At 34.3% G+C, this 25,081-nt stretch carries 22 protein-coding genes; 6 read left to right on the top strand and 16 right to left on the bottom strand.

Going from position 1 to position 25,081, the window contains the following annotated elements; genetic code table 11:
- Positions 1–50 precede the first annotated feature (50 nt).
- From AMD00_RS11285 to AMD00_RS11295, 3 genes are all read right to left on the bottom strand, one after another.
- Positions 51–1,358 carry a hemolysin family protein gene (locus AMD00_RS11285; RefSeq protein WP_053417170.1) on the bottom strand — a complete coding sequence of 436 codons (1,308 nt, stop codon included), beginning with the start codon at positions 1,356–1,358 and terminating at the stop codon, positions 51–53.
- 310 nt (positions 1,359–1,668) lie between these two features.
- Entirely contained in the window at positions 1,669–3,048 is a 1,380-nt protein-coding gene (locus tag AMD00_RS11290) for an aspartate kinase (RefSeq protein ID WP_053417171.1), read from the bottom strand.
- A 250-nt stretch (positions 3,049–3,298) separates the two neighbouring features.
- Positions 3,299–3,490 (bottom strand): zinc-finger domain-containing protein, encoded by a 192-nt coding sequence (locus tag AMD00_RS11295; protein WP_053417172.1) that lies wholly within the window; start codon positions 3,488–3,490, stop codon positions 3,299–3,301.
- 190 nt (positions 3,491–3,680) lie between these two features.
- On the opposite strand from AMD00_RS11295, the gene AMD00_RS11300 reads away from it, so the two are divergent.
- Entirely contained in the window at positions 3,681–4,085 is a 405-nt protein-coding gene (locus tag AMD00_RS11300; protein WP_053417173.1) for a ribonuclease HI family protein, read from the top strand.
- 17 nt (positions 4,086–4,102) lie between these two features.
- Here AMD00_RS11300 and AMD00_RS11305 read toward each other — a convergent pair whose 3' ends face one another.
- The 7 genes from AMD00_RS11305 to AMD00_RS11330 all read right to left on the bottom strand — a co-directional run bounded on the left by AMD00_RS11305 (position 4,103) and on the right by AMD00_RS11330 (position 10,231).
- Positions 4,103–5,281: an MFS transporter gene (locus AMD00_RS11305; protein WP_053417174.1), complete on the bottom strand. Its 1,179-nt coding sequence runs from the start codon at positions 5,279–5,281 to the stop codon at positions 4,103–4,105.
- Positions 5,269–5,688 (bottom strand): MarR family winged helix-turn-helix transcriptional regulator, encoded by a 420-nt coding sequence (locus AMD00_RS11310; RefSeq protein ID WP_053417175.1) that lies wholly within the window; start codon positions 5,686–5,688, stop codon positions 5,269–5,271. Before AMD00_RS11310 ends, AMD00_RS11305 begins: the two co-directional genes overlap by 13 nt.
- Positions 5,689–5,927: 239 nt before the next feature.
- Positions 5,928–6,092 carry a DUF3309 family protein gene (locus AMD00_RS23240; RefSeq protein ID WP_157059237.1) on the bottom strand — a complete coding sequence of 55 codons (165 nt, stop codon included), beginning with the start codon at positions 6,090–6,092 and terminating at the stop codon, positions 5,928–5,930.
- Positions 6,093–6,260: 168 nt separating this feature from the next.
- On the bottom strand, positions 6,261–7,097 hold the full coding sequence (coaW, locus tag AMD00_RS11315; protein ID WP_053417176.1) for a type II pantothenate kinase: 837 nt from the start codon (positions 7,095–7,097) through the stop codon (positions 6,261–6,263).
- Positions 7,098–7,198: 101 nt separating this feature from the next.
- Complete coding sequence (locus AMD00_RS11320) at positions 7,199–8,767, bottom strand: amidohydrolase (RefSeq protein WP_053417177.1); 1,569 nt, start codon at positions 8,765–8,767, stop codon at positions 7,199–7,201.
- 285 nt (positions 8,768–9,052) lie between these two features.
- A complete protein-coding gene (locus tag AMD00_RS11325; RefSeq protein ID WP_245639505.1) occupies positions 9,053–9,472 on the bottom strand; it encodes a MarR family winged helix-turn-helix transcriptional regulator in 420 nt (139 codons plus the stop codon).
- Between the two features lie 24 nt (positions 9,473–9,496).
- A complete protein-coding gene (locus tag AMD00_RS11330; RefSeq protein ID WP_053417179.1) occupies positions 9,497–10,231 on the bottom strand; it encodes an SDR family NAD(P)-dependent oxidoreductase in 735 nt (244 codons plus the stop codon).
- 218 nt (positions 10,232–10,449) lie between these two features.
- Between AMD00_RS11330 and AMD00_RS11335 the strand changes: the two genes are divergently transcribed.
- Positions 10,450–11,271: a squalene/phytoene synthase family protein gene (locus AMD00_RS11335; RefSeq protein WP_053417180.1), complete on the top strand. Its 822-nt coding sequence runs from the start codon at positions 10,450–10,452 to the stop codon at positions 11,269–11,271.
- Positions 11,272–11,355: 84 nt separating this feature from the next.
- Here the strand turns inward: AMD00_RS11335 and AMD00_RS11340 are convergent, their stop codons facing one another.
- From AMD00_RS11340 to AMD00_RS11355, 4 genes are read right to left on the bottom strand one after another with little or no spacing between them, the layout of a single operon-like run.
- Entirely contained in the window at positions 11,356–12,387 is a 1,032-nt protein-coding gene (locus AMD00_RS11340) for a serine hydrolase domain-containing protein (protein WP_053417181.1), read from the bottom strand.
- Positions 12,287–12,733, bottom strand: coding sequence for a PALP domain-containing protein (locus tag AMD00_RS11345; protein WP_053417182.1), 447 nt, complete (start codon positions 12,731–12,733; stop codon positions 12,287–12,289). Before AMD00_RS11345 ends, AMD00_RS11340 begins: the two co-directional genes overlap by 101 nt.
- A gap of 21 nt (positions 12,734–12,754) precedes the next feature.
- Positions 12,755–12,952 (bottom strand): hypothetical protein, encoded by a 198-nt coding sequence (locus tag AMD00_RS24000; RefSeq protein WP_053417183.1) that lies wholly within the window; start codon positions 12,950–12,952, stop codon positions 12,755–12,757.
- 40 nt (positions 12,953–12,992) lie between these two features.
- Positions 12,993–13,442, bottom strand: a complete 450-nt coding sequence (locus tag AMD00_RS11355; RefSeq protein WP_053417184.1) for a YaiI/YqxD family protein — start codon at positions 13,440–13,442, stop codon at positions 12,993–12,995.
- Between the two features lie 194 nt (positions 13,443–13,636).
- Between AMD00_RS11355 and gdhA the strand changes: the two genes are divergently transcribed.
- The 4 genes from gdhA to AMD00_RS11375 all read left to right on the top strand — a co-directional run bounded on the left by gdhA (position 13,637) and on the right by AMD00_RS11375 (position 23,172).
- Entirely contained in the window at positions 13,637–15,010 is a 1,374-nt protein-coding gene (gene gdhA / locus AMD00_RS11360) for an NADP-specific glutamate dehydrogenase (RefSeq protein ID WP_053417185.1), read from the top strand.
- A 166-nt stretch (positions 15,011–15,176) separates the two neighbouring features.
- Positions 15,177–15,863 (top strand): phosphoribosylaminoimidazolesuccinocarboxamide synthase, encoded by a 687-nt coding sequence (locus AMD00_RS11365; RefSeq protein ID WP_053417186.1) that lies wholly within the window; start codon positions 15,177–15,179, stop codon positions 15,861–15,863.
- Between the two features lie 143 nt (positions 15,864–16,006).
- Positions 16,007–17,830, top strand: coding sequence for an oligoendopeptidase F (gene pepF, locus AMD00_RS11370; protein WP_053417187.1), 1,824 nt, complete (start codon positions 16,007–16,009; stop codon positions 17,828–17,830).
- 182 nt (positions 17,831–18,012) lie between these two features.
- A complete protein-coding gene (locus AMD00_RS11375) occupies positions 18,013–23,172 on the top strand; it encodes a sensor histidine kinase (RefSeq protein ID WP_053417188.1) in 5,160 nt (1,719 codons plus the stop codon).
- A gap of 25 nt (positions 23,173–23,197) precedes the next feature.
- Here the strand turns inward: AMD00_RS11375 and AMD00_RS11380 are convergent, their stop codons facing one another.
- Entirely contained in the window at positions 23,198–23,902 is a 705-nt protein-coding gene (locus AMD00_RS11380) for a response regulator transcription factor (protein ID WP_053417189.1), read from the bottom strand.
- 114 nt (positions 23,903–24,016) lie between these two features.
- A complete protein-coding gene (galE, locus tag AMD00_RS11385) occupies positions 24,017–25,063 on the bottom strand; it encodes a UDP-glucose 4-epimerase GalE (protein ID WP_053417190.1) in 1,047 nt (348 codons plus the stop codon).
- Between the last annotated feature and the right edge of the window lie 18 nt (positions 25,064–25,081).

The raw sequence follows: 25,081 nt of genomic DNA on the forward strand, positions 1-25,081 counted from the left end.
AAAATAAAAAGGCGTATCTAAGTATTAAAAAACTTAGATATGCCTTAAAATTATAAAGCTACTTTTTTTACTTCAAGTCTTACAATTTGATGCATATTGATGTCTTGAATGGTAAATTCATAGCCTTCAGCTTCATGTTTCTCACCTTTTAAGATGCGATCATGATTTGTCATAAACCAGCCTCCAATTGTATCGATATCTTCATCATTAATATCGATATTTAAGAGTGCCTCTACTTCTTCAAGTCTAAGCTTAGCATCAAGATTATAATGATTTTCAGCTATTTTCTGTACTTCAGGCAACTCATCATAGTCAAATTCATCCTTGATATCACCGACAATTTCTTCAATAATATCTTCGATTGTTACAAGACCAGATGTACCACCATACTCATCCATAAGAATTGCCATATGAATGCGCTTTAATTGAAATTTAAGTAATAAATCACTAATCGGAACCGTTTCAATAATACGAATAACAGGTTGCATAAAGTGAGTTATCTGTTTTAAAGCATTCTTTTCATCTAAAATAAACGCTGTTAACAGCTGTTTCATATTAACAATACCAATAATATGATCCTTATCCCCATCGACGACAGGATAACGTGTATATTGCTCCACATTAATTACATCAAATACTTCCTTAAGGCTTAAATGCTGATCAAGGCTAACAATTTCCGTTCTAGGGACCATAATTTCCTTTGCAATACGATCATCGAATTCAAAAATACGGTTCACAAAACTATATTCAGAGCGATTAATCTCACCGCTTTTATAACTATCTGACAAAATCATCCGCAACTCTTCTTCACTATGAGCAACATCTGATTCTGACTGCATTTTCAAACCAAATAATGCGGTCAAGCCTCTTGCAGAACCATTTAAAAGTTTAATGACTGGATACATAATATTGTGGAATAAAATAAGTGATCCAGCTGTTTGCAGTGTAACGGTTTCAGCTTGTTGAATTGCTAATGTTTTTGGTGCAAGCTCTCCGACTACAACATGCAAAAAAGTTACGATTGAGAACGCAATAATAAATGATACCACCGAAGAAATACGAGCATCTAAGCTAAACATCTCAAACAATGGTCTCAGGATAGCTTCAATAGTCGGTTTCCCTAACCATCCAAGCCCTAATGCCGTAATCGTAATGCCAAGCTGGCAAGCTGATAAATATTCATCTAAATTATTCGTAACCTTTTTTGCTCTTAAAGCCTTTTTATTGCCTTCAAGGACAAGCTGGTCTATTCTAGTTGATCTCACCTTTACTATAGCAAATTCCGCTGCTACGAAAAACGCAGTAAGTGCAATTAGTATTACGAAAACAACTAACTTAATGGCTATATCATTGTCCAATCATGTTCTTTATATCTGATCTGATCCTTATTTCAGATTCAGAATAAAGAATTCACCTCCTGTAAAATAAGTTACTAATACTAATCTATATGAAAGTATATGTAAATTGCAATTAAGAAGATGATTATTTTTAAAATTTTTTCATTTATCTGAACTTTTTTCTGATTTATTTAAATTAAAGAATTTTTCTAGTAAACTATTTTTTTCATCAAGTTTCTTCATATTTAAAATTGCCAAATGTTTTAGCTCAGAAAGTAAAAAAGAGCGCCTCTAAATCGTTTTTTCGACTTAAAGGCGCTACTTCAGTTATTTATCGTTTTAAGGTTGTTGCTGATAATGCGAAAAATTCATTGTATAATGCTTGTAAAATTTTGTTCTCAAATTCTTTACGAACACCAAATACAAGGCTGACTTCAGATGACCCTTGATTAATCATTTCAATATTGGCACCTGTTTTTGAAATGGCTGTTGCCGCACGCGCTGCTAGACCTGTATTGTTATTCATACCTTCTCCTACAATTACAATCATTGAAAAATCATGACGGAAATGTACGTCGTCTGCCTGCAATTCTGTTTCAACACGTTTTACGATACGATCTTCTTTTTCAGGAGATAACTGGTGACTCCGAATAATAACAGAGATATCATCTAAACCGGATGGTGTATGCTCATATGAAATATTCTCATCTTCTAATATTTGAAGTAATTTACGACCAAAACCGATTTCACGGTTCATCAAGTATTTACTTACGTATAAAATCGAGAAACCACTGTCAGCTGAAATACCAGTTACTGGGCTATGATTTGATTCACGTACAGAAACTATTCTCGTTCCTGGTGCAGAAGGGTTATTTGTATTTTTGATACAAACTGGAATTCCAATTTTATAAACCGGCATTAGTGCTTCATCATGGAAAACCGAAAAACCCGCATATGATAATTCACGCATTTCACGATATGTAATCTCTTGTATTTCAACTGGACAATTTACAACTTTAGGATTTGCACAGAATACGGAATCAACATCAGTAAAGTTTTCATATAACTCAGCTTTTACCGCTGCAGCTAAAATTGACCCTGTAATATCTGAACCCCCACGTTCAAATGTACGTAATACGCCCTCTTCTGTATAACCAAAGAACCCAGGGAACACGATAATTTCTTGAGAATCTTTTAAGACACTCAAATTATCGTATGCTTTTGCCAACGCTTGTGCTCGAGCAGGCAGGTCATTAACAATTAAACCTGCTTCAAGTGGACTCATGTATTTTGCTTTAAGTCCAATACTATTGAAGTAAGCTGCAATCATTTTCGCATTATTGTCTTCTCCACTCGCCTTTAAGCTATCCATTAACAGTTCATCCGTAACCGAACCCGCTTCTGCAATACGTTTACGTAAGTCTGCCTCAATGACTTCACAAATGGCATGATCTAAACCAAGTCCATTTGCATTGCTTTCATAGCGCTTTACAACATTTTTTAGTTTTTCTTCTACCGCATCTTGTTGTTGCAATACCGCATTCGCCAACTCAATTAATAAATCTGTTACTTTTATGTCATCATTAAACCGTTTACCTGGTGCTGAAACGACAACCAGACGTCTTGTAGGATCTGATTGTACGATTGCCGCTACCTTTTTGATTTGTTCTGCACTTGCAACAGATGTTCCACCAAATTTACATACTTTCATTTCATCATATCCTTACATTGTTTATTTACTCATTTGTATTCTCAATAAAAACATTTGTCTATTCACAGTGTACAAACACTAACTTAAGTAGTCAATAAATTTTTACAATTCTACACAAAGAGTTGTTGCAATTGAACAATTATTATCATTATTCAGTAATTGTTATCATATTACTAGCATCTGTCTGTTATTTCAACAACAAAAAAACACCAAGAGACAAAACTCAAGGTGTTTTTAACATTGAAGTAGGTTATTTTGTATAAACTTTTAAAAGTTCTTCGCCTAAAAAGTGTAATTGCTCCCCAATCGTACATGACTCGATACAAAATCGGTGGGCACCAGACTTCCCTCGGTCTTTACGAAGTTGATTTTTAACGAAGCAACCTTCACAATAATTTTCCATCATTTCGTCAATTTCTTTTATGACGGTTACTTTGTCCATCAAATCGATTCACCTCTAAATTTCAATAATTTTTATTTTACTACTTGGAGCATTTAGTTACAATTATTAGCTTTCTACAATTGCATTTTAGTTTACGCTATTCAAACTAGTCCTATTCCTCTTCTGACCTTTGCATATTTCTCTACATCAAATATACTAAGGTTATAAATATGATGTAGCAGGTGACTAAATGATTGAATTATATATTGATGCAGCAACTGCTGGAAACCCCGGTCCGAGCGCAATAGGAATATTCATCAAAGGTGAAGGTCAATTAATTAAAATTGGTGAAGCTATAGGGGAAAATGATAATCATAGTACAGAATTCATCGCACTTGTTCGCGGTTTAACAGAAGCTTTAAAATTATCTACTGGTATGATCTCTGTTCGTTCTGATTCTAAAATAGTAGTCGCTTCTATTGAAAAGGAATATGTGAAAAATGAAGCATATAAACCTTATTTAGAAGAAGCGCTCGAGCTTACAAAAAAATTCGATTTATTTTTCATTAAATGGATTCCTAGTTCTGAAAATCGTGCAGCTGATACACTTGCAAGAGAAGCATTGCGTTCATATCAAAAAAAGCAAACTCGTTAATTGAGTTTGCTTTTTTGCTACTTCACATCAGTTATTTGCTTTTTCAATTGCGTCACCATAAATGCTATTGCTCCAATGGTAACAACAAATGCTGCTGCAAGATAAACCTCTACATATCCATACTGTGTGGCGATAATACCTAGAAGCCATGACCCTAAGGCAATCCCTACATCAAATAACGTGAAGAATGTAGCAGTAGCATAGGCAGTACGTCTAGGATCTGTGGATTGAATCGTCATTGATTGGAAACTTGGTACAAGTGCTCCGTAACCAAGTCCTATTAACACACCCGCGAGCATGAATAACACCGGTCCATTGACATAAGCTAGCGTAATTAAACCTAAGATAAAAAGGATAAAGCCTGGAATAATAACAAATTTAGGTCCTTTTTGGTCATATAAGCGTCCTGTAAATGGACGGGTTAACAGCATAGCTGCTGCGTAAACGGCATAAAATAAACTAGCAACTTCCATCAAACCCTTTTGTTTTGCGTAAACAGATAAGAAAGATAATACACTAGCATAAGCAATTGCAACAAAACATGCTAAAGCAGCTGTAGGTAATGCCTTCTTCTCGAATAAATCTGAAAGGGCTATCGAGAATTTTTGTTGTTTAGCAACTTGTGGAATATCATCTAATTTAATCGATAGCGCTGCAATACCTCCGATTAAAATAACTGCACTCATAATAATGAACAAAATTTCAAAATTTAAATACTGAATGACTAAAAGACCAACAAATGGTCCAAGTACTACCGCTAAATTTAGTGACATTGTAAAATACCCAAGTCCTGCTCCCTTACGAGATGGTGGAACAATATCTGCAGCAATAGAATTATTCGCTGTTGTCAATATGCTGAAGAAAATCCCTTGTATAAAGCGTAGCAATAATAGAAGTGCAAACGGCTTAAAGAATAGATATAATACGGTACATACAAAGTAACCGATTAAGCTTATATAAAGTAGTTTACGCTTGCCAAAATGCTCTAAGACTTTCCCCGTAAATGGGCGTGTAATAATTGCGGATAGCAGGAAGATAGATAATAATAAACCGGCATCACTATCAGAACGGTTTAAATCTTCTGTTGCATAAAGTGGTAACACGGATACTAAGCCGTAAAAAACAAAAAACACGGCCATATTCGTACAAAAAATACTAATAAACCGTTTCGTCCAAATCTTTTCTAAATTTCCCAATGATTCGTTCTTCCCTTCAACTTACATATCAGCTCTAGTAGCTGCTGTTGTTCTTCATCATTAAATGTTTCTATCAAGCCCTCCTCAAATCGCAATACAGAAGCTAAAACAGCAGGAAATTTTTTCTTACCTTCTTCGGAAAAGGATACTATTTTTTCTCGACGATCTTCCCCTTCTGTTCGCACAATCCAATCAAGCTGCTCTAATCTTGCAACAGTTCGTGTCACAGTAGGTGCCTCAACCTTTAAGTACTTCCAGATGTCTGTTAATGACATTGGTCCATTTTTATTAATTGTATAGAGAATCGTCCACTGACTGCTATAAAGGTCATGTTCTTTTAAACAACTATTTAATTTATTTGTAATATCTCTAGTAGTTTGAAAGATTTCGTGAAATAAAGGATTCATTTGCTTACCTCCGTATTTTATTTACCTAGGTAAATAATAATTTAATTTTATTCCTACTAATATCGTTTGTAAAGAGGGATTTATATTCAAATTTAAAAAAGAGACTACTCTTCTGTTGATTTTCCAACGTAAAATAGCCTCTCATATTATTAAAATTATAAATTAAATCAAAATACAAATTCTATAATGTGGTGAAGTAAAGAGAAAGTTAAATGATTCCTAGTATACAATTCAATTTCTTATACTTTTTCTTTTCTTGAAAACAACAGTAGACTTAAAACAATAAGTAAAACAAACCCTGCAATAGTAGAAGGAATAAACCCAATTCTATTATCTAAATATGAACATGTGAATAGAGGTAAACTTATCAATAAGAACATTTTTATAAAATACTTTTTAGACATTTAATACCTCCTTTATTAGCTCATCTTTAGAATACCTTGAATTATTATTTTTTTCTAATTATTACTACAGACCGCTTATTTAAGACAACAAAAAACCATAAGAGCAATTTCACTCTTATGGTTTATTAATTTTGAAGTTAATGTTAAAGAAATTAACTATAAGTTTTTTTAACTCTTTTGATTGACTGTTATATTTAAAAAGGCACCTATTGCGCCACTAAAACCATGGTCTTCTAAGAAAATAGGCGTTTTCTTTTTTAAAATTGTGTAGTTGGCGATAACTTTTTTTAATGCTTCGTTTTCGTTTAGAGTTGTACCAATATATATAATATGTTCGACTTGATTTTGTTCTGCTAGCTGGATACTTAATGTTGTGATGACTTCCCCTACTAAACCTTGTACAGTTGCTAAAATATTTTCAATAGGGTGATTCTTTGTTTCATCAATACCCATTTTACCAAAGTTACTTGCAGTTAATGTGCCTGCAATCGGAGTATCCATACCTTGATATATATCTTGTACTAGAAGATCAATTTCTTGTCTTTCACCATACTGTGCTTTTTTTATAATTTCGTGATAATCGTAGATTCCCGTCGTTAATGCTGCCAGTCCGACTAGGGTTCCTCCACCAATACCAGTACCACCAACACGATTATGTGTTTCACCATCCATAAAATGAATGGATGTACCTGTACCAACATTTGTAATGATGCTGCGGTCAAATTGATGACCATGCTGAATTAGTTGATATCGAACCCCTTTTAATGTGGCTTCAAATTCAACTATGTAATGGATGGATTTTACTTCTTTTAGTAAATTTTTAACTTGCTCAGCTCTTCCGCCTGTTAAGCCAATCTCTTCAATTTCAGGGTGATTGCTAATCCAGTCCGTTACAGCTTGTAAGTCGTTCGAAGGGAAATGCTCTAACACTAGCTCTCCAAATTCATTTTCGTAAGCTAATTTTGTTAGTGTACCCCCTGCGTCTATTCCAATTGCCTTCGTCATACCATTCTCCTTTGTGATCGCCCAATCTAAACTTTACTGCTATGTGCAGTTTTGTGCAATGATTTCCTACGATGTTATCATTTTTTCTAATTTTCTATCACTTATTTTGAAAAAACTAAATTACCAGCAACAACTGTCTTAAGTGCAATGGCATTTGGAATTTCATCTAATTCGCAAACAAATAAGTCTTTGTCGAAAATCGAAAAGTCCGCATCGTATCCCGGCTGAATGGTCCCTCTTACTTGTTCCTTGCCAATTACCTTTGCGCTACCGGTAGTATAAAGAGAAATCGCCTCAAAACGTGTAAGTTTTTCGATTGGAATATATCCTTCATGGCTTTCCACATGCTTTTTGCGAGCGATTGCAGCATGGATACCAAGTAAAGGATTCGCATCTTCAATCGGTGCATCTGAACCTCCTGCACATATCAATCCTTTTTCTGTCAAACGTTTAAATGGATATGTCATTTTAGCCCGCTCTAGACCGATTTTATCTATAATCCACGGGAAATCAGAAAGAATAAATTGTGGTTGAATATCTAAAATAACGGGCAATTTACTCATTCGTTCAATCAATAAGTCATTAACAACACTACAATGAATAAGTCTATCTTTTTTTCCATTCGTTAGAGGATTAGCTTCGATGGCTGTTAATACTTGTTCAAGAGCGGCATCGCCAATTATATGAACTGCCACCGCTTCACCATAAGAACGTGCCAATTTTACAAGCACATCAAGCTGTTTAGAGGTATGGATGAATAACCCTTTATTTTGTGGCTGATTTTCATATGGTTCAAGTAATGCAGCTGTTGCACCACCAAGTGCCCCATCAGAGAAAATCTTCATCGCACCGGGTTCTACAAATGGCTCAGAGTATGTTGCATTTGAGGTCATCATTTGTTCGAACGCAAGATGATGTCTTAATAAATGTGCTCTGAAATTTTTCCTTTTACCGATAATTTCATTAAAAGCATTCAGCGGATTGGAAAAATGACCATAATAACTCATATCTTCAGTATGTCCACCAGTTAAACCAAGTGACAATAAATGATCGACTGCTAACTCTAATGTATTTGTTAATGAATATTCTTGCTCTACAGGTATTTGATCTAATACTTCGTAAAGCGCTTGGTCATATAATAGACCCGTTAATAGTCCATTTTCATCTCGACCAATTTCACCACCTTCTGGATTTGGTGTTTCTTGAGTAATATTGCCAGCAGCCATTGCCGAAGTATTCGCAAGAACGACATGTCTGCATATACGTTTTAGGACGATTGGTTCTTGACGAATAGCATCCAATTCTTGAACAGTTGGGATACGAATATCATTGAATTGATTTTCATCCCACCCTTCAGCGATCAACCATTCATCACTAGAACAATTAGCAGCAGCTTGTTTAATAACATCTAGCAATTCATCAGAAGATTTCACATTTGTTAAATCCAGTCGTAACAGTTTTTCTCCGTAACCAATCATATGTAAATGACTATCAACAAAACCTGGATACATCACGGCTCCTTGCAAATCAAAAACCTCTTCAGCCTGGGTTTTAAGTTCTTCGTACGTACCTACTTTTTTAACCTTGCCATCCTCAACAAGTACCGCTTCAACTGTTTCCCCATCCCTTTGCATCGTGTAAATTGTACCACCAAACCATAATTGTCCCATTTCCCCTGTCCTTCCCCTAAATCAGTTTTTCGAAATATTCTTATTATATCATTTTGAACAAAAAGGACATATTAATAAGGTAGGTAATCCAGACGTCAATACTTTTTACCTTATTTTGAATATATGGTTATAAACCAATCTTTTTTCCCTATTAATCTCAAAGCTGTATTATATAAATCTTAACTCGAATTCAAAAATTGTAAATTCCACTCAAGGGTTTTTACTTTTATGTATAAAAAAGAAGGACGAACAAAGTTCGCCCTTCTTACCACAATTCAATATTAATTATTGACTTGTTAATTTTGTATATATAGAGAAAAGTTCTTGGATTTCATCTTCTGAAAGAATCTTGAAATATTCTTGTCGCATTTCAGCACCTAATGTACTAGCTTCCTCTAAGATTTCTAACCCTAGTGGTGTAATTTGAATATAAGAAATTCTTCTATCAAGTGAATCCTGACATCGAACACAATAATGATTGTGAATTAGTTTTTCTGCTAAATGTGTTAAAGAAGGTGGTGCAAACTCAAGGTATTTTGCAATATCTGTGGGTTTACTTTTTCCATGTTCTTTTAAATAGCTTAAGACTAATATATGCGATATCCCTATATTAACTTTAAATAACTTTTTCCAAGCTAAAATCATGTTCTCATTTGCTTTATCAAGTACATGTATAAGATCAAATAGGGTAGGATTATTTTTCAATGGCATCCAACTCCATACACAAAATTATTGTGCTGAGAATCCACCATCGATTACAAGTTCAGAACCAGTAATAAATGAAGCTTCATCAGATGCTAAGAAGATTGCAGCATTTGCGATATCAGCTGGTTGTCCAAGACGAGAAAGTGGAGTCGCTTTAACCATAGCTTCTACGTATGCAGCAGAATCTTTTAATACAGCAGTCATTGGTGTTTCGATAATTCCTGGGAATACTGCGTTTACGCGCACGCCGAATTTACCGAATGCAGTTGCAGCAGCTTTAGAGATAGCACGAACAGAACCTTTAGATGCTGAGTATGCATTTAAGCCCATACCAATTTGTGCTGTGAATGAAGAAATGTTAACGATTGAACCATTTCCATTTTCTTTCATTACTGCAGAAACGTGTTTCATACCTAAGAAAGGACCGAAAGCGTTAATATTGTGCATTAATGACCAATCATCAACTGTAATAGCTTCCATTGGTTTTTCTGATGAAATTCCAGCGTTATTAACAAGGACATCAATTTTACCAAATTTTTCAACAATATTATCAACTAGCTCTTTCCAGTTTGCATCATCCATAACATTTAATTTCATTCCGAAAATGTTTTTTCCGTTGTCAATTGCAGCGATTGCAGCATCGTTAATATCAGCTGCAATAACAATTGCGCCTTCTTTAGCAAATAATTCTACCATTTTTGCTCCAATACCTGATGCTCCACCTGTTATGATTGTTACTTTATTATCTAATCTACCCATTATAAAAACTCCTTTTAAAGAAAATATTTAGATGTCTAATGATTTATGTAAAACAATATTTATTAGACAACTAAATATTATCACGTTTAAATATTTAACACAAAACATTTATTCTATTTCTATAAGATTTATTTGTTTCTACGGATTTAGTTGTATCTTTTTCACAATTTGATATACGATAGTATTGAAGTTTTTTTGATTGATCGGAGGAAGACAAAATGTCAGAACAAAAAGCACTTTATAAAGAAGCGATGAGCGTTTTAAAAGCAACAAGTCGTACTTTTTTTATTCCTATTACATTTTTACAAAAAGAAATGAAAACAACTGTTGCAACGGCATATTTATGCATGCGTGCTATTGATGAAATTGAAGACCATGAGGATTTAGATATTGCCGTTAAAAGTGATCTTTTACGTCAAGTAAGCGCTTTGTTATTAAAACCATTTGATAATGATGCATACTTGTCACTACTTAAACCATATGAAAATATACTACCTGAAGTAACTATACGACTTGGTGATTGGCTAGCACTTTGTCCTGAAGATATTCGCGAAACAATCGCTGCATCTACAAGTGAAATGGCTGAAGGAATGGCTAAATGGGCAGACAAAAATTGGGTTGTTAAAACGAGAGAAGATTTAGATGACTACACATACTATGTGGCAGGTCTTGTTGGGACAATGCTATCTGATATTTGGCGCTGGGGTGCGGGCATTGAAACAGACCGTGAATTAGCAATCGGCTACGGACGTGGTTTACAAGCGGTTAACATTTTGCGCAACCAAGAAGAGGACGATGAACGTGGTGTAAGCTTCATGCCTGAGGGTTGGACACGCGATGATTTATTCAAATATGCTGAGGAAAACTTAGCAAAAGGTGATTTGTACAATAAAAGCATTAAAAAACGTAGCATCTTAATGTTCTGTAAAATCCCTTTGGCACTTGCACATAAAACACTACAAGCTATGCGTAACGGTCATGAGAAGATGACTCGTCAAGAAGTTGAACAAACTGTTGAGGAAGTAACAAAGGCAGATTAACCTCTACCTAAAAGAAATTCACATACAAAAAAATGAGCCGAGTAGAATAATTATTCTACTTCGGCTTTTGTTATTTCAAGATGTTTAAGATTTAGAGAAAAGAAGTAATTCCTCAATCCTTGAAATCATTTTATACGCACCTACTGAAGTATTTGCGCAGACAACTATTTTGAGATCTTGCTTAGGATTGAATACAGCATGGAAATTAACTCCTGGATCGTAACCCATTAATAAATACTTATATATATCTCCATCGTTGATTTCAATCCAAATTCCGTAGCCATATGATAATCCTTCCTCTTCATTGGCATGTGGTGTCAACATTAGCATTGTCATGTGCTCATTCAAAAGATCATAGTTTGTTAACGATTCCCATAATTTCATCATATCTGTTGCAGTAACATAAGCTCCCCCATCTGCCCCACCCTTTACAGGAAGTGAGTAGATATTCGTTTTCCATGTACCATCAGAAAAATCAATATATCCAATCGCTGTTTTTGCAGGTAAAGCATCCATTTCAAAATATCCAGAGTCAAGCATCCCTGCTCGTTGGAAAATATTGGTTTCAACATAATCACTAAAGCTTAATCCACTTACATGTTCAATTATTAAACCTAGCAATATATATCCCGAATTATTATATTGAAATTTTGCTCCTGCAGGATATTTCATTTCCTCATTTTGAAACAATGGTAAGAAATCTTGTAATTTTCTTATATGGTACATAGGTGTCTTAATCCATAATTCTTCAAAATCGTTCATTACTTCTTCATCAAAATAATCCGGAACACCAGAAGTATGCGTAAGCAAATGGTGAACTGTAATATTTTCATCAAAATGTGGAAATTCAAATTTTAGACAATCTTGTAATTTCGACTCAAAGGAGAGCTCTCCTTTTTCAATAAGCTGACAAATGGCGATAGCTGTGAAAACTTTACAACCTGAAGCGATACCGTATTTTGTATCTACTTCATTTTCAATTTTTTCACTGCGATTAGCGTAGCCGTAACTCATACTAGCTCTTAAATCTGTTCCCTGCTTCGTAAATATGGTGCCTGAAAATTGGGTCTCTTTTTGAACAGATTCTATCTTCTTTAACAGATTTTCTTTTCTCATATATGATTTCCCCTTTTGCAACAGCTGATATATGTACAGTTACTTGAAAGCCGAGTTTTGCACTCATGATGCCAATACTCAACCCTAAATTACCCGTGGATCCAAATTTTGAAAACAAATTATGTGCCTCTTTAGAAGTGAGACATGCATATGAATCTTTTATCGTCAGAAAACCTGCTTCTAAAACTATTTTTTCTGCATGCTTTAAAACTTCGTATATACCACCACGCGCTTTAATTGAGCCAGAAAAAGGCAACGCATTATCGCATTTTAATAGTAGTTTTCCTTCAATATTTACTTTGTAATAGTTATTTAAAAAGCTCTTCATTTCAGCTATTTCTACCAACTTCGATTCAATAATTCCCTTTTAGCTAGTTGTTTCAGGAAAAACTTTTTCTATAAAAGGAGCAAAGCGCTGCAGTCTTGCTGCTGCGTCATCAATAGCTTCTCTCTCTATTTCATTATCAGTATTACTCAACTTAGAATGTGGGCTGAATTTTTCGTTTAACCAAAGTATTTCTTGAAGTGTTTTAACTTTCTTTAATTGAGGAAAAACATTCACCAAGTTATCAATTTCAATTGAAATCCTATTTTTTCCTCCAAGTTCACGATTTCGTCAAAATTTCTTTGCATAAACGGCGGAAAGCTTCGGCAAATTCCAAATTGGCCTCTTTAGAACGTTTTTTTGGCCCCTTCGTTCTACCACCAGCTTGCCTAATTTTCTGGCCTAAATGTCGTGTGTAAAGTAATTGTTCTATATTACCCGATGTATAATTCCTTCCATTTTGATCAATCGCATAACCCGATTTAGCCAATACCATAGCTGCCAAACCATAATCTTGAGTAACTACTATGTCACCTTTTTGTAAGCGGTTAACTAATACAAAATCAACGGCATCGCTCCCTTTCGATACCATGACCGTATCCGCACCTTCTCGTTCAATTTGATGAGCAGTATCACAAAAAATGGTGACATTCAATTGAAATTCCTTCGCTATTTTTATTATTAAATCTACAACAGGACAGCCATCTGCATCTATCAAGATTCTAGTCATATTTATAACCTCATTTACGTTTTATTTACAAACTATTAACACTTATATAATATTTCAAAATTATCATTTTTGATACCATTTACATGTATAATAATTCATTTTTTATGAATTTTTATAAAAATTACAATATTGAATAATTAGAAAAAGAGCGCTACTATATTATAATAGGTCAAATATTACTGGGGGTATTCACAATGGTCACAATTACAACAGAATCACAGCAAATTGCAACACAGTATATCGATGCTGTGTTTAACAATTTGAAAAAACACCACTCACATGAGCCTGAGTTTTTACAAGCTGTTAAAGAAATCATTTATTCATTAACTCCTGTTTTTGCTAAACGTCCTGAATTAATGGATGCTAGTCTATTAGAGCGCATCACTGAACCAGAACGTGTAGTAAAATTCCGTGTTTCATGGGTAGACGATAGTGGTAAGGTACAAGTTAACCGTGGTTATCGTGTACAATACAGCAGTGCAATTGGACCTTACAAAGGCGGACTTCGTTTCCATCCATCGGTAAACGAAAGCATTATTAAATTCCTAGGTTTTGAACAAATTTTCAAAAACTCGTTAACTGGCCAACCTATTGGGGGTGCAAAAGGTGGTTCAGATTTCGATCCTAAAGGGAAATCAGATGCTGAAATTATGCGCTTCTGTCAAGCTTTCATGACAGAATTACACAAATATATCGGACCAGACGTTGACGTACCTGCTGGTGATATCGGCGTAGGAGCTCGTGAAATCGGCTTCCTATTTGGTCAGTACAACAGAATTCGCGGTGCTTATGAAGCCGGTGTTATTACAGGTAAAATGCCCCGCTTTGGTGGTAGTTTAGCACGCAAAGAAGCAACTGGCTATGGTACAGTTTATTTCGTTCAAGAAATGCTAAAAGAAATTAATGCTACATTCCAAGATGCAACAGTTGTAGTTTCTGGTTCTGGTAACGTTTCAGTTTACGCTATTGAAAAAGCACAACAACTAGGTGCAAAAGTTGTAGCATGTAGCGACTCAAACGGATATATATATGATCCAAACGGTATTAACTTAGATACTGTTAAACAAATTAAAGAAGTTGAACAAGGCCGTATTAAAGAATATGTGGACCATCATCCTGAAGCTACTTTCACTGAGGGTTGTTCTGGTATTTGGACTATTCCATGTGACATTGCTTTACCGTGCGCTACTCAAAATGAAATTGATGAAAAATCTGCTAAAATACTCGTTTCAAATGGAGTAAAAGCTGTCGGTGAAGGTGCAAACATGCCTTCAACTCTTAAAGCAATTAAAGTTTATCTAGAAAACAAAGTTCTTTTTGCACCTGCTAAAGCAGCAAATGCAGGCGGTGTTGCAGTTTCAGCTCTTGAAATGGCTCAAAATAGCATGCGTATATTCTGGACTTTTGAAGAAGTCGACGAAAAATTACATGATATTATGAAGTCAATTTATAGTAACAGCGTAGATGCTGCAAAAGAATATGGTTATGAAGGTAATTTACTAATTGGTGCGAATATCGCAGGTTTCTTAAAAGTAGCTGATGCAATGATCGCTCAAGGTGTTATTTAATTTTAACACTTTCTATAGTAAATCTTCAAAGCAGTAAATCCGAAATGGGTTTGCTGCTTTTTAGATGAATATTCGTCTTTTTTACATAGTTTCCCCTATATTATGAAAAAAACTACCATTTATACACTAAATAGCTTACAATAACAATGAAACGGAGGCTGAATGTATGGAACTTAAATATCAAGGAAAAACAAAAGATGTATATCAATTAGAGGATGGTCCTCTATTATTAAAATTCAAAGATGATGTAACGGGTGAAAACGGTGTGTTTGATCCAGGTGCGAATACTGTTGGCTTAACAATTGATGGTGCAGGTCGTGCAGGTTTAAGTCTCACTACATTCTTTTATAAAAAGTTAAATGCAATTGAAGTCCCTACTCATTTTATTTCTTCTGATATAGAAAATGCGACAATGACTGTAAAGCCAGCGACTGTCTTTGGTAAAGGACTTGAAGTTATTTGCCGTTTCCGTGCTGTTGGAAGCTTTTTACGACGCTACGGCGCTTATGTAGAAGAAGGACAAAAACTTGAGTCTTTCGTTGAAGTTACGATTAAGGATGATGATCGTTTAGATCCTCCTATCTCAGCTGATGCATTAACTGAACTTCAAATTCTTTCTCTTGAAGAATATGAAACTTTAAAACAACGTACTGTAGAAATTTCAAACTTTGTTAAAGCGGAACTAGCTAAAAAAGGTTTGGAACTTTATGATATAAAATTAGAATTTGGTCGCGATGCAGAAACTGGCGAAATTTTATTAATCGATGAAATTTCTGGTGGAAATATGCGCGCTTACAAAGGTTCAGAATATATTGAACCACTTCAACTTGAAAAGATTATGCTTTCAAAATAAGCAATCCTTAAAGCTAGCCTATCTAATGGCTAGCTTTTTTTAATAGTAAATAAACTATTTATAATGAATTGTTTTACTTTACCGAATATTTTCAATATAATGAAGATAATTCGAGATTCGTAATTTTAAAGGAGAGATTAATAATGAAAAAGAGTTTTGCACCACGTCATTTAATACCTGTTGAACAAACTTGGGACTTATCACCTCTTATTGATTCAATTGAGGCATACAACGCTGGAATTGCTCAAATTGAAAAAGACGCACTTTTATTTAATCAAAAATACACAGGCAATATTATTGATTCTTCGTCTGTCGTACAAGTATTGACAGACTATGAGAAATTAAATGAGCAATTCGTTCCTTATGGTGCTTATGCTAGCCTATCATTAGAAGTAGATCAAACGAATGACGAAGCGCAGATGCGTGCAAGTAAGTTTGGATCAATAGCATCTAAAATTGGCAGCCAATTATCATTCGTACATAGTGATCTTTCAGCACTATCTACTGAGATTTTAGAAGAAGCTGCTACAATTGCTCCTCAATTTGAAAACTATATTAAAGAAATAATCAAGAAAAAAGCGCATCAGTTACATCCAGAAGTCGAAAAAACATTAGCAGCACTTAGCTCTTCTTTAGATGCCCCATACGAGCTATATAACACGACAAAACTGGTTGATATGAAATTCGACAACTTTACAGCTAACGGAGAATCTTTCCCATTAAACTACAGCCTATTTGAAGGCGACTGGGAATTAGAATCTGACGTTAATATTCGTCGTGCAGCTTTTGAAGCTTTTTCAAATAAACTTCGTGAGTATCAACATACAACTGCCAAAACATATAATACGCATGTCACGACTGAAAAAACGCTTTCTGATTTGCGAGGATATGAATCCGTAACAGATTACTTACTATTTGATCAAGAGGTCGACCGTACATTATATAACCGACAAATTGATTTAATTACTAAAGAATTAGCACCTCATATGCGCCGTTATGCAAAGCTGTTACAAAAAGTTCATGGTTTAGAAAAAATGACGTTTGCTGATTTGAAAATTCCATTAGATCCAGAGTTTGAGCCTATGATTACAGTTGAAGAATCAAAGAATTATATCGAAAATGCCCTTAAAGTAATGGGTGATGATTATATGGAAATGATTGAGAAGTCATACAGTGAACGCTGGATTGACTTTGCTCAAAATGAAGGGAAATCAACAGGAGCATTTTGCTCAAGTCCTTATGGATTCCATCCTTATATTTTGATCTCTTGGACTAGTCGTATGAACGAAGTATTTGTTTTAGCTCATGAACTTGGCCATGCAGGACACTTTGTCAATGCACATAAGAAGCAATCATTATTCAACAGTCGTCCTTCAACTTATTTTATCGAGGCTCCTTCTACGATGAATGAGATGTTGATGGCAAATTACTTATTGACAACAGCAGAAGATACTCGCTTTAAACGTTGGGTTACTGCATCAATTATCTCACGTACTTATTACCATAATTTTGTTACACATTTATTAGAAGCTGCATATCAACGTAAAGTGTATGACAAAGTTGACGCAGGTGAGAGCGTAAATGCAAATGTATTAAATCGATTAAAACGTGAAGTATTGGAAGATTTCTGGGGTGATGCAGTTGAAATCACTGAGGGAGCAGAATTAACTTGGATGCGTCAACCTCACTATTATATGGGCTTATATCCATATACTTATAGTGCCGGATTAACCATCTCTACACAGGTATCTCAACGTATATTAAATGAAGGTCAGCCCGCTGTTGAAGACTGGTTAAAAGTATTACAAGCAGGTGGTACAAAGACACCTGTAGAGCTTGCTCAAATGGCTGGTGTGGATATTACGACTGATGAACCACTTTTAAATACCATCGCTTATATCGGTGGTTTAATTGACCAATTAGAAGTACTAACAGAGGAACTAGACTCAGTAATTATAGATAAATAATCTCTTCACCATTCAACTTCTGATTGGCAGTACCAACTGTCTTTCAGAAGTTTTTTTATCCTAACATTCTAATTATTTACAGGATTATTACATAATTTGTCGAATACACAATTGAAGCAGGTTACTCATAAATAGATTTTGACATACCTTATTCTTTAGCCTTTTTAAGGAGGAATTCCTAAATGCCGTTTCAAAAAAACTATGAAACTGTAGATAATCTAGTCACTACAAATCTTTGGACGTTGCAAAGGGCCCTTTCAAAACCACATTCTCAAAAGGTATTATTAAAAAGCGTTGCATCCAGTGCACATGAACAAATAGCAAGACTACATTATGAATTTGAAATTGCTTCAAAATTACATTATCCTTGGGTACTTCATCCTCTTACTATTGAAAACTCAGGAGATCTTCACATCCTTATTTATGAAGACTTTAATGGTATACCATTGAGTGAATTTATCGTTCAGCGCCCTTCTCTCCACCAATTTTTAAAAATCGCAATGGAAATAGCGAATATTTTCATCATTTTCCATCAAGAACAAATAATTTATAAAAATATTAGTCCTAAACATATTTTAATTAATCCTAAAACGTACCAAATAAAGTTTTTCGGATTCGAATATGTGTCACAATTATTAAAAGAATCACCTTCAGCTACGGAAAATCCATACGAGCGTGGTGACCAACTTGTCTATATAGCCCCTGAACAAACAGGTCAAATAAATACGACAGTGGATCATCGTTCCGATTTATATGCTCTCGGAGCCCTTTTTTACGAAATGTTAGCAGGTTGTCCCCCATTAGAAGCTAGAGATTCCTCAGATTTAATATATGAGATTTTGACAAAGTCCCCCATTCCATTACAACAACGAAAACATGAATTACCCTCTATTATTTGTGTAATCGTAGAAAAGTTATTAAATAAAAACCAAGAGGATCGTTATCAAAGTGCCATTGGTTTAAAAGAAGATCTCTTCACATGTTGGCATATGCTAACTACAGACAGAATGATTATTCCTTTCCAATTAGGTCAACATGAAATTCAGCCATCTTTTGGATTGTTAAATAAATTGTACGAACGTACTCCGGAAATCAATATTTTACAAGAAGAACTCCACTCTGTTTGTGAAGGTGAAAAATCAATCGTCTTCGTAACAGGTAGTCCAGGTATAGGAAAATCTACTTACGTTCAAGATTTAAAACAGCCAATAGCACTTGCCAAAGGATATTTTGCCGTTTGTAAATTTGAAGAGTTACACCAAGAAGCTCAATTTATACCGGTAATTAATTCCCTTCGTCAATTATTAAAACAAATCTATCTAGAAGGTGAAAGTTCTGTAGCTACATTAGGATTCTTATTTGAACAAGAGGATTTGAAGCTTTCTCCAGGTCTATTAATGCTTTTGCCTGAACTCAGTTGGTTTATACAAACTGAAGTTCAAGTACACGCAGAGCACGTTGATGGTACTAGGCAATTACATATGTTTATTATGAACTCTATCAAAAAAATATTAAGTGCATTTACTAAACAAAAGAAACCTTTTGTCTTATTTATCGATGATGTACAGTGGGCTGATACTAATTCTATGGAAATGTTAGAATATATGTTCAAACAACATACAGATGGTTATTTATTCATTATAATAGCTTACCGTGAAAAGGGAATGTCTGCTCTTCATCCACTGTTCAGTTGGCAAAAAGATTTAGAATATCCAATCTATATAAATTTACAACCTTTATCAATTGAAACAATTGAAACATGGGTCAAAGATTCGTTAAATGTGTCTTTTTCTATTTTACGTTCCTTAACTCAAATCCTACATCATTTAACTAAAGGCAATCCTTTATTCGTAAAAGAAACATTCCTCACATTTCAAAGGGAAAAATTAATATATTTTGATATGAAAGAAAAGAAGTGGCATTTCACCTTACAAAAAATGGATCAATCTATTTTGAATGAGGAGGTACTGGATCTAATTACTCAGCGTATTGATCATTTAAAAATGGAGCCACGTTTCATATTAAAGATGGCAGCATGTTTTGGAAATCAATTTTCTCTTGATACACTTTTAACACTAGTCGAAGTACCAGCTAAAGATTTACTTGACTATTTAAATGACCTAATAACAGAAGGTTTCATAATACCATTAAATGCAAATTATAAATGGGCCTATTCATATGAAAAATTAGGTGTATTAGAGAACTATTCACTAAGTTATCAATTTGTTCACGACAGAATTCAACAGGCAGCTTATAAGTCTTTGACAGAAGAGGATAAAGAAAATACCCATTTATCCATTGGGAGAATATTAATAGAGTTAAATAGCAAACAACTAGAAAATGACCGATTAATTGAAGCCGTTAAACATTTAAACTATAGTAAAAATTTGTTAAGTATTCAGGAGAAGATTGATTTAGCAAATTGGAATTTACAATTAGGCATAAAAGCTAGACATTCTGGCTTATTTGAGAATGCACTGGTCTATCTAACAAATAGCCTAGAACTTCTCCCCCCTAACCATTGGTCTTTAGCGCATGATTTATCCATACAAATTTACACAAATTTAGGTGAATGTGAATACTTAACAGCACACTTCGAACTAGCAAATGAGCATTTTAACACCGTTCTTTGCTACGCAAAAACGAAGTACGAGAAACTATCGATCAATAATCTAAAAACAATGCTTTATACCGAAGCTGACCTATCATTTGAGGCAATCCAATCAGGTCAAGAAGGCTTAGCACTTTATGATATTTACATAAAAGAAACACCTTCAAAGTTAGCTGTTTTAAAAGAATATTCCTTGCTTAAGTTCGAATTAATCGGAAAAAAACCAGATACTTTACTTCATATGAAACCGATGGAAAAGAAGGAAATGCGGACAATTCTCCAAATTCTTATTAATATGTCTGGCGCAGCATATATATTTAATGAAAGTTATGCAGCTATTCTCATGCTTAGAGCGACAAGGTTATTATTAAAAAATGGAGATACAGATATTAGTCCGATTGTTTTCATTAACCATTCACTAATATTAAGTTCAGGATTTGGAGATTATAAAAATGGCTTTCTTTTTGGACAATTCGCCGTAGATCAGGTAGAAAGCCTACCAAATATCTTTCTACGTGCACGCGTATATTTTGTTTTCGGCACATTTGTTAACCATTGGAAAAAACCATTAGAAGGCAATATATATTATTTAAAAAAAGCACAGCAATATTCATTCGATACTGGAATTTATCATTTAGTTGCTGCTTCTGCCTGCTTTATTTGTTCAACTCAATTTATTCGCAACATTTCACTATACGAGTTGACAACTGAAGTTACACGGCAGCGTAAAATTGTTAATCCTATTAAATCAACATTGTCTGAAGAGTTTTTAAGTGAATTTAATTATTGGTTAGATGTTCTTCGTCAACCTCAGTTGCCACTTATTTGGGACCACCCTATTACTACTCAAAGTGAAACATCTGTGACAATCATGCATTTAATATTACGACTGAATATTAGTTATCTATTACAAGAAGAAAGCCAGGCACAAACACTCATGAATGCTTTAAAGCAGCCAATGAAAGAGACACCTGATTTGCCAATTACACCTCAATATTATTACTATCGTGCATTATGGCAAATGCGCCGAATAAGTGAAAAACGTGTCAAACACCGAGATTATCGAGAATATAAGAAAGATATAAACAAAAGTATTACAAAACTTAGAAAGTGGTCACGGCATTCTCCTGAAAACTTCGAACATTTATATATATTATTAAAAGCAGAAAACTGTAGAATCAAAAAATTAGATGGTGAAGCCATTCTTTTCTACGATAGAGCGATTCAACTTAGTCGTTTAAACGGATTCATAAGGGATGAAGCAATTGCTTGTGAATGTGTAGCACGCTATTACGAAAAACAAAAAAAATATTCAGTAGCTCGCGACTATATTGTGCGTGGTATTGATCTAATGCGCAGGTGGGGTTCTGAGAGAATAGCTCAAAAATGGGAGAAAACATATGCCAATGTAATAGAGAAGAAGTTATTATCTAAAGCACCCGAATTAATGACACTTGATATGAAAACAGTTTTTGAAACAACTCAATCACTTTCAAAAGAAATTAATATGGATGAATTATTAAAAAAAGTATTGTTTGCATTACTTAAGCATGCCGGGGCAAATCGTGGCTATTTTCTAAAAATAGTACAGGATGAAATAGTACTACTAGCAAAATCAGAAACATCCAGCTCCACTTTTGAAATGTATAAGAATACCACTTTACTTCAGGCAAACTTGCTCATGCAATCCGTCGTGCGCTATGTATTCCGTAGTGGTGAATATGTGATTATTAATGACGCAAAAGAGGACTCTCGTTTTCCAAAAGGAAAATCTTCCACAAAGTCAGTTCTTTGTTTGCCTATCCATTCAAAAGGTGATCTAAAAGCAATTTTATATTTAGAAAATAGTGTAGTAGCTTATGCTTTTTCATCAGAAAAGCTCGAGCTACTTAAAATAATATCAGCTCAAATTGCTGTTTCTATTGAAAACGCAGAAGTTTATAAGGAGTTAGGAGATCGAGTAGAAGAACGTACGCATGAATTAGCCGCAATGAATAATAATTTAATAGAAATAAATTCGAAGTTGCAACAAAATGAATTAGAGAGAAAGCAGTTATTTAATATGATTTCGCATGATTTACGCTCTCCTATTTCATCGGCACTTGGTTATATCGAGCTAATCTTAGATGGTGTTATTACAGATGCTGAGCAGCAATCCATATATCTACATCGAAGCAAAGAGAGATTATTTGCATTAAATGAGTTAATTCAAGACTTATTTGATTTATCCAATTTAGAATCAGGACGCATGGCATTTCAAATGGAGCGAATAACAGTTGAACAGTTATTTAGGCTGCTTGCTGAAAAATATGAACTAGACGTACAGCACGCAAATTTACAATACTCAAGTACACTCCATTTAAATACAAATGCTATTATACAAGTTGATATAAAACGGATTGAACAGGTGCTCACTAACTTGATTCAGAATGCCATTAAATATACAAAGCAAGGGCATATCCACTTTTCTATGCAAATCGATTCTGATAACCTTATTTGTTCAGTGGAAGATACAGGTATTGGTATTCCAGCAAATGAGATTGCTTTTATTTTCGATAGACATTATGGTTCATCTAACAATAACAGTACTAATTCTCATGGTATTGGCTTGGCAATATGCAAAAAAATCATACTACAACATCAAGGCGAAATATGCGTAGAAAGTGTAGAAAACGAAGGCTCAACATTTAGTTTCACACTACCGCTAGTTAGTTCACCAATTATGCAGTAAAAAATTGCTCCTCTATTGAAGAATTTCAGTGAGGAGCTTTATGATTTTTTGATGAGAACATATATCCAAATCCTCGCATGGTTTTAATGAATTGCGGCTTAGAAGGATTATCTTCTATCTTCCTACGTAAGGTGCTAATATGAACTGAAACTGTTTTTGTATCTGCTACTCCATCATACCCCCACACATGATTAATCAACTGTTCTATACTCAGAACTTTGTCGACATTTTCTATTAGATAAAACAATAGTTTTTTTTCTTTCGCAAATAAATGAAGAAGCAACCCATTTTTAAATACTGTTTTACCATCTAAAACAACGTTAAGATCACCAAATTGAATAGCCTTTTCAACCCTTTTAGATGTTCGGTGCTTTAAATGAACTTGAATTCGTGCCAGTACTTCTTTTAAAACAAAAGGCTTTGTAATATAATCATCTGCCCCTATTTCAAAGCCCTCTAGCTTTTGTTCGATGTCATTATTAGCTGTTACAAATATAAGTACACCATCAGATATTTCGTGAAACTTCCTGCCTATATCGAAGCCATTACCATCTGGCAAATTTACATCCATTAGTACCAAATCTGGTTGTATGGATTTGATACTTTCCCACCCTGTTTCAACATCCATTGCACTATCTACTTGATATCCAGCATTTTTTATAGCTAGTGTCATTACTTCTAAAATATCGAAGTCGTCTTCTATTATTAAGATCTTCGCATCATTTTTCATTCTTTTTTCCTTTCTTCACGTTTTACAATCTATCTCCCTACTATTATATATAAAAGCATGGATAATACGCATATTAATTATTTAAAAATTCTTATAATTACACTTATCTTGATACTAGTATAATTCACTTACCATACTTTCATTTTCTATCGTACGATAGCCATATGGATTGTTTTTTTGCCATCTCCAAGCATCCCGACACATATCTTCTAAACTTCTCTCGGCTTCCCATTGAAGATACGAATTTGCTTTTGAAGGATCTGCATAACAAATGGCAACATCCCCTTCTCGTCGATTAACTATTTTAAATGGAATACTTTTACCAGTTACCTTTTCAAAAGTTGAAACGAGTTGTAATACACTATAGCCATTTCCTGTTCCCAAGTTATATACGTTTAATCCATTTTTTTCAACCATACTATCAAGCGCCATTACATGCCCTTTTGCTAAGTCCACTACATGTATATAATCGCGAACACCTGTCCCATCAATGGTTGCAAAGTCATCACCAAAAACATTTAAATGTGACCTTAAACCTGTAGCCACCTGTGTAATATATGGCATTAAATTATTAGGAACTGCTTGAGGATCTTCGCCGATTAAGCCACTTTCGTGTGCACCAATAGGATTAAAATATCTTAATAGAGCAATAGAAAAATATGGTTTCGATTGGATAAATTCGTTTAAAAAGCATTCGACTGCGAGCTTTGTTCGTCCATATGGATTAACAGTATTTAAAGGGGCGGTTTCTGGAATTGGGCAATGCTCAGGAACCCCATATACTGTTGCAGATGAGCTGAAAACTAGTTGATGCACATTATATTTATCCATTGTTTCGACCAACTGAATCGTTCCGGATAAATTATTTGTATAGTATTTAATTGGATCTTCAATCGATTCGTTAACAGATTTACAACCAGCTAGATGAATGACACTATCAATTAGAAAACTTCGGAAAATAACGTCTAATACTTCAGCATGACGTATATCTGCAACTAAACTAGTTATTGTTTTTCCAGTAATCATTTGCATACGATTTATTACTTCTCTATTACTGTTTGATAGATTATCAATAATGATGACATTATGTCCCGCTTCTATCAGTTCTATGCAAACATGTGAACCAATATAACCTGCTCCACCTGTTACGAGAATGTTCATGTAACCTCTCCAATTCTA

This window comes from Viridibacillus arvi, from assembly GCF_001274945.1.
GTDB lineage: Bacteria > Bacillota > Bacilli > Bacillales_A > Planococcaceae > Viridibacillus > Viridibacillus arvi.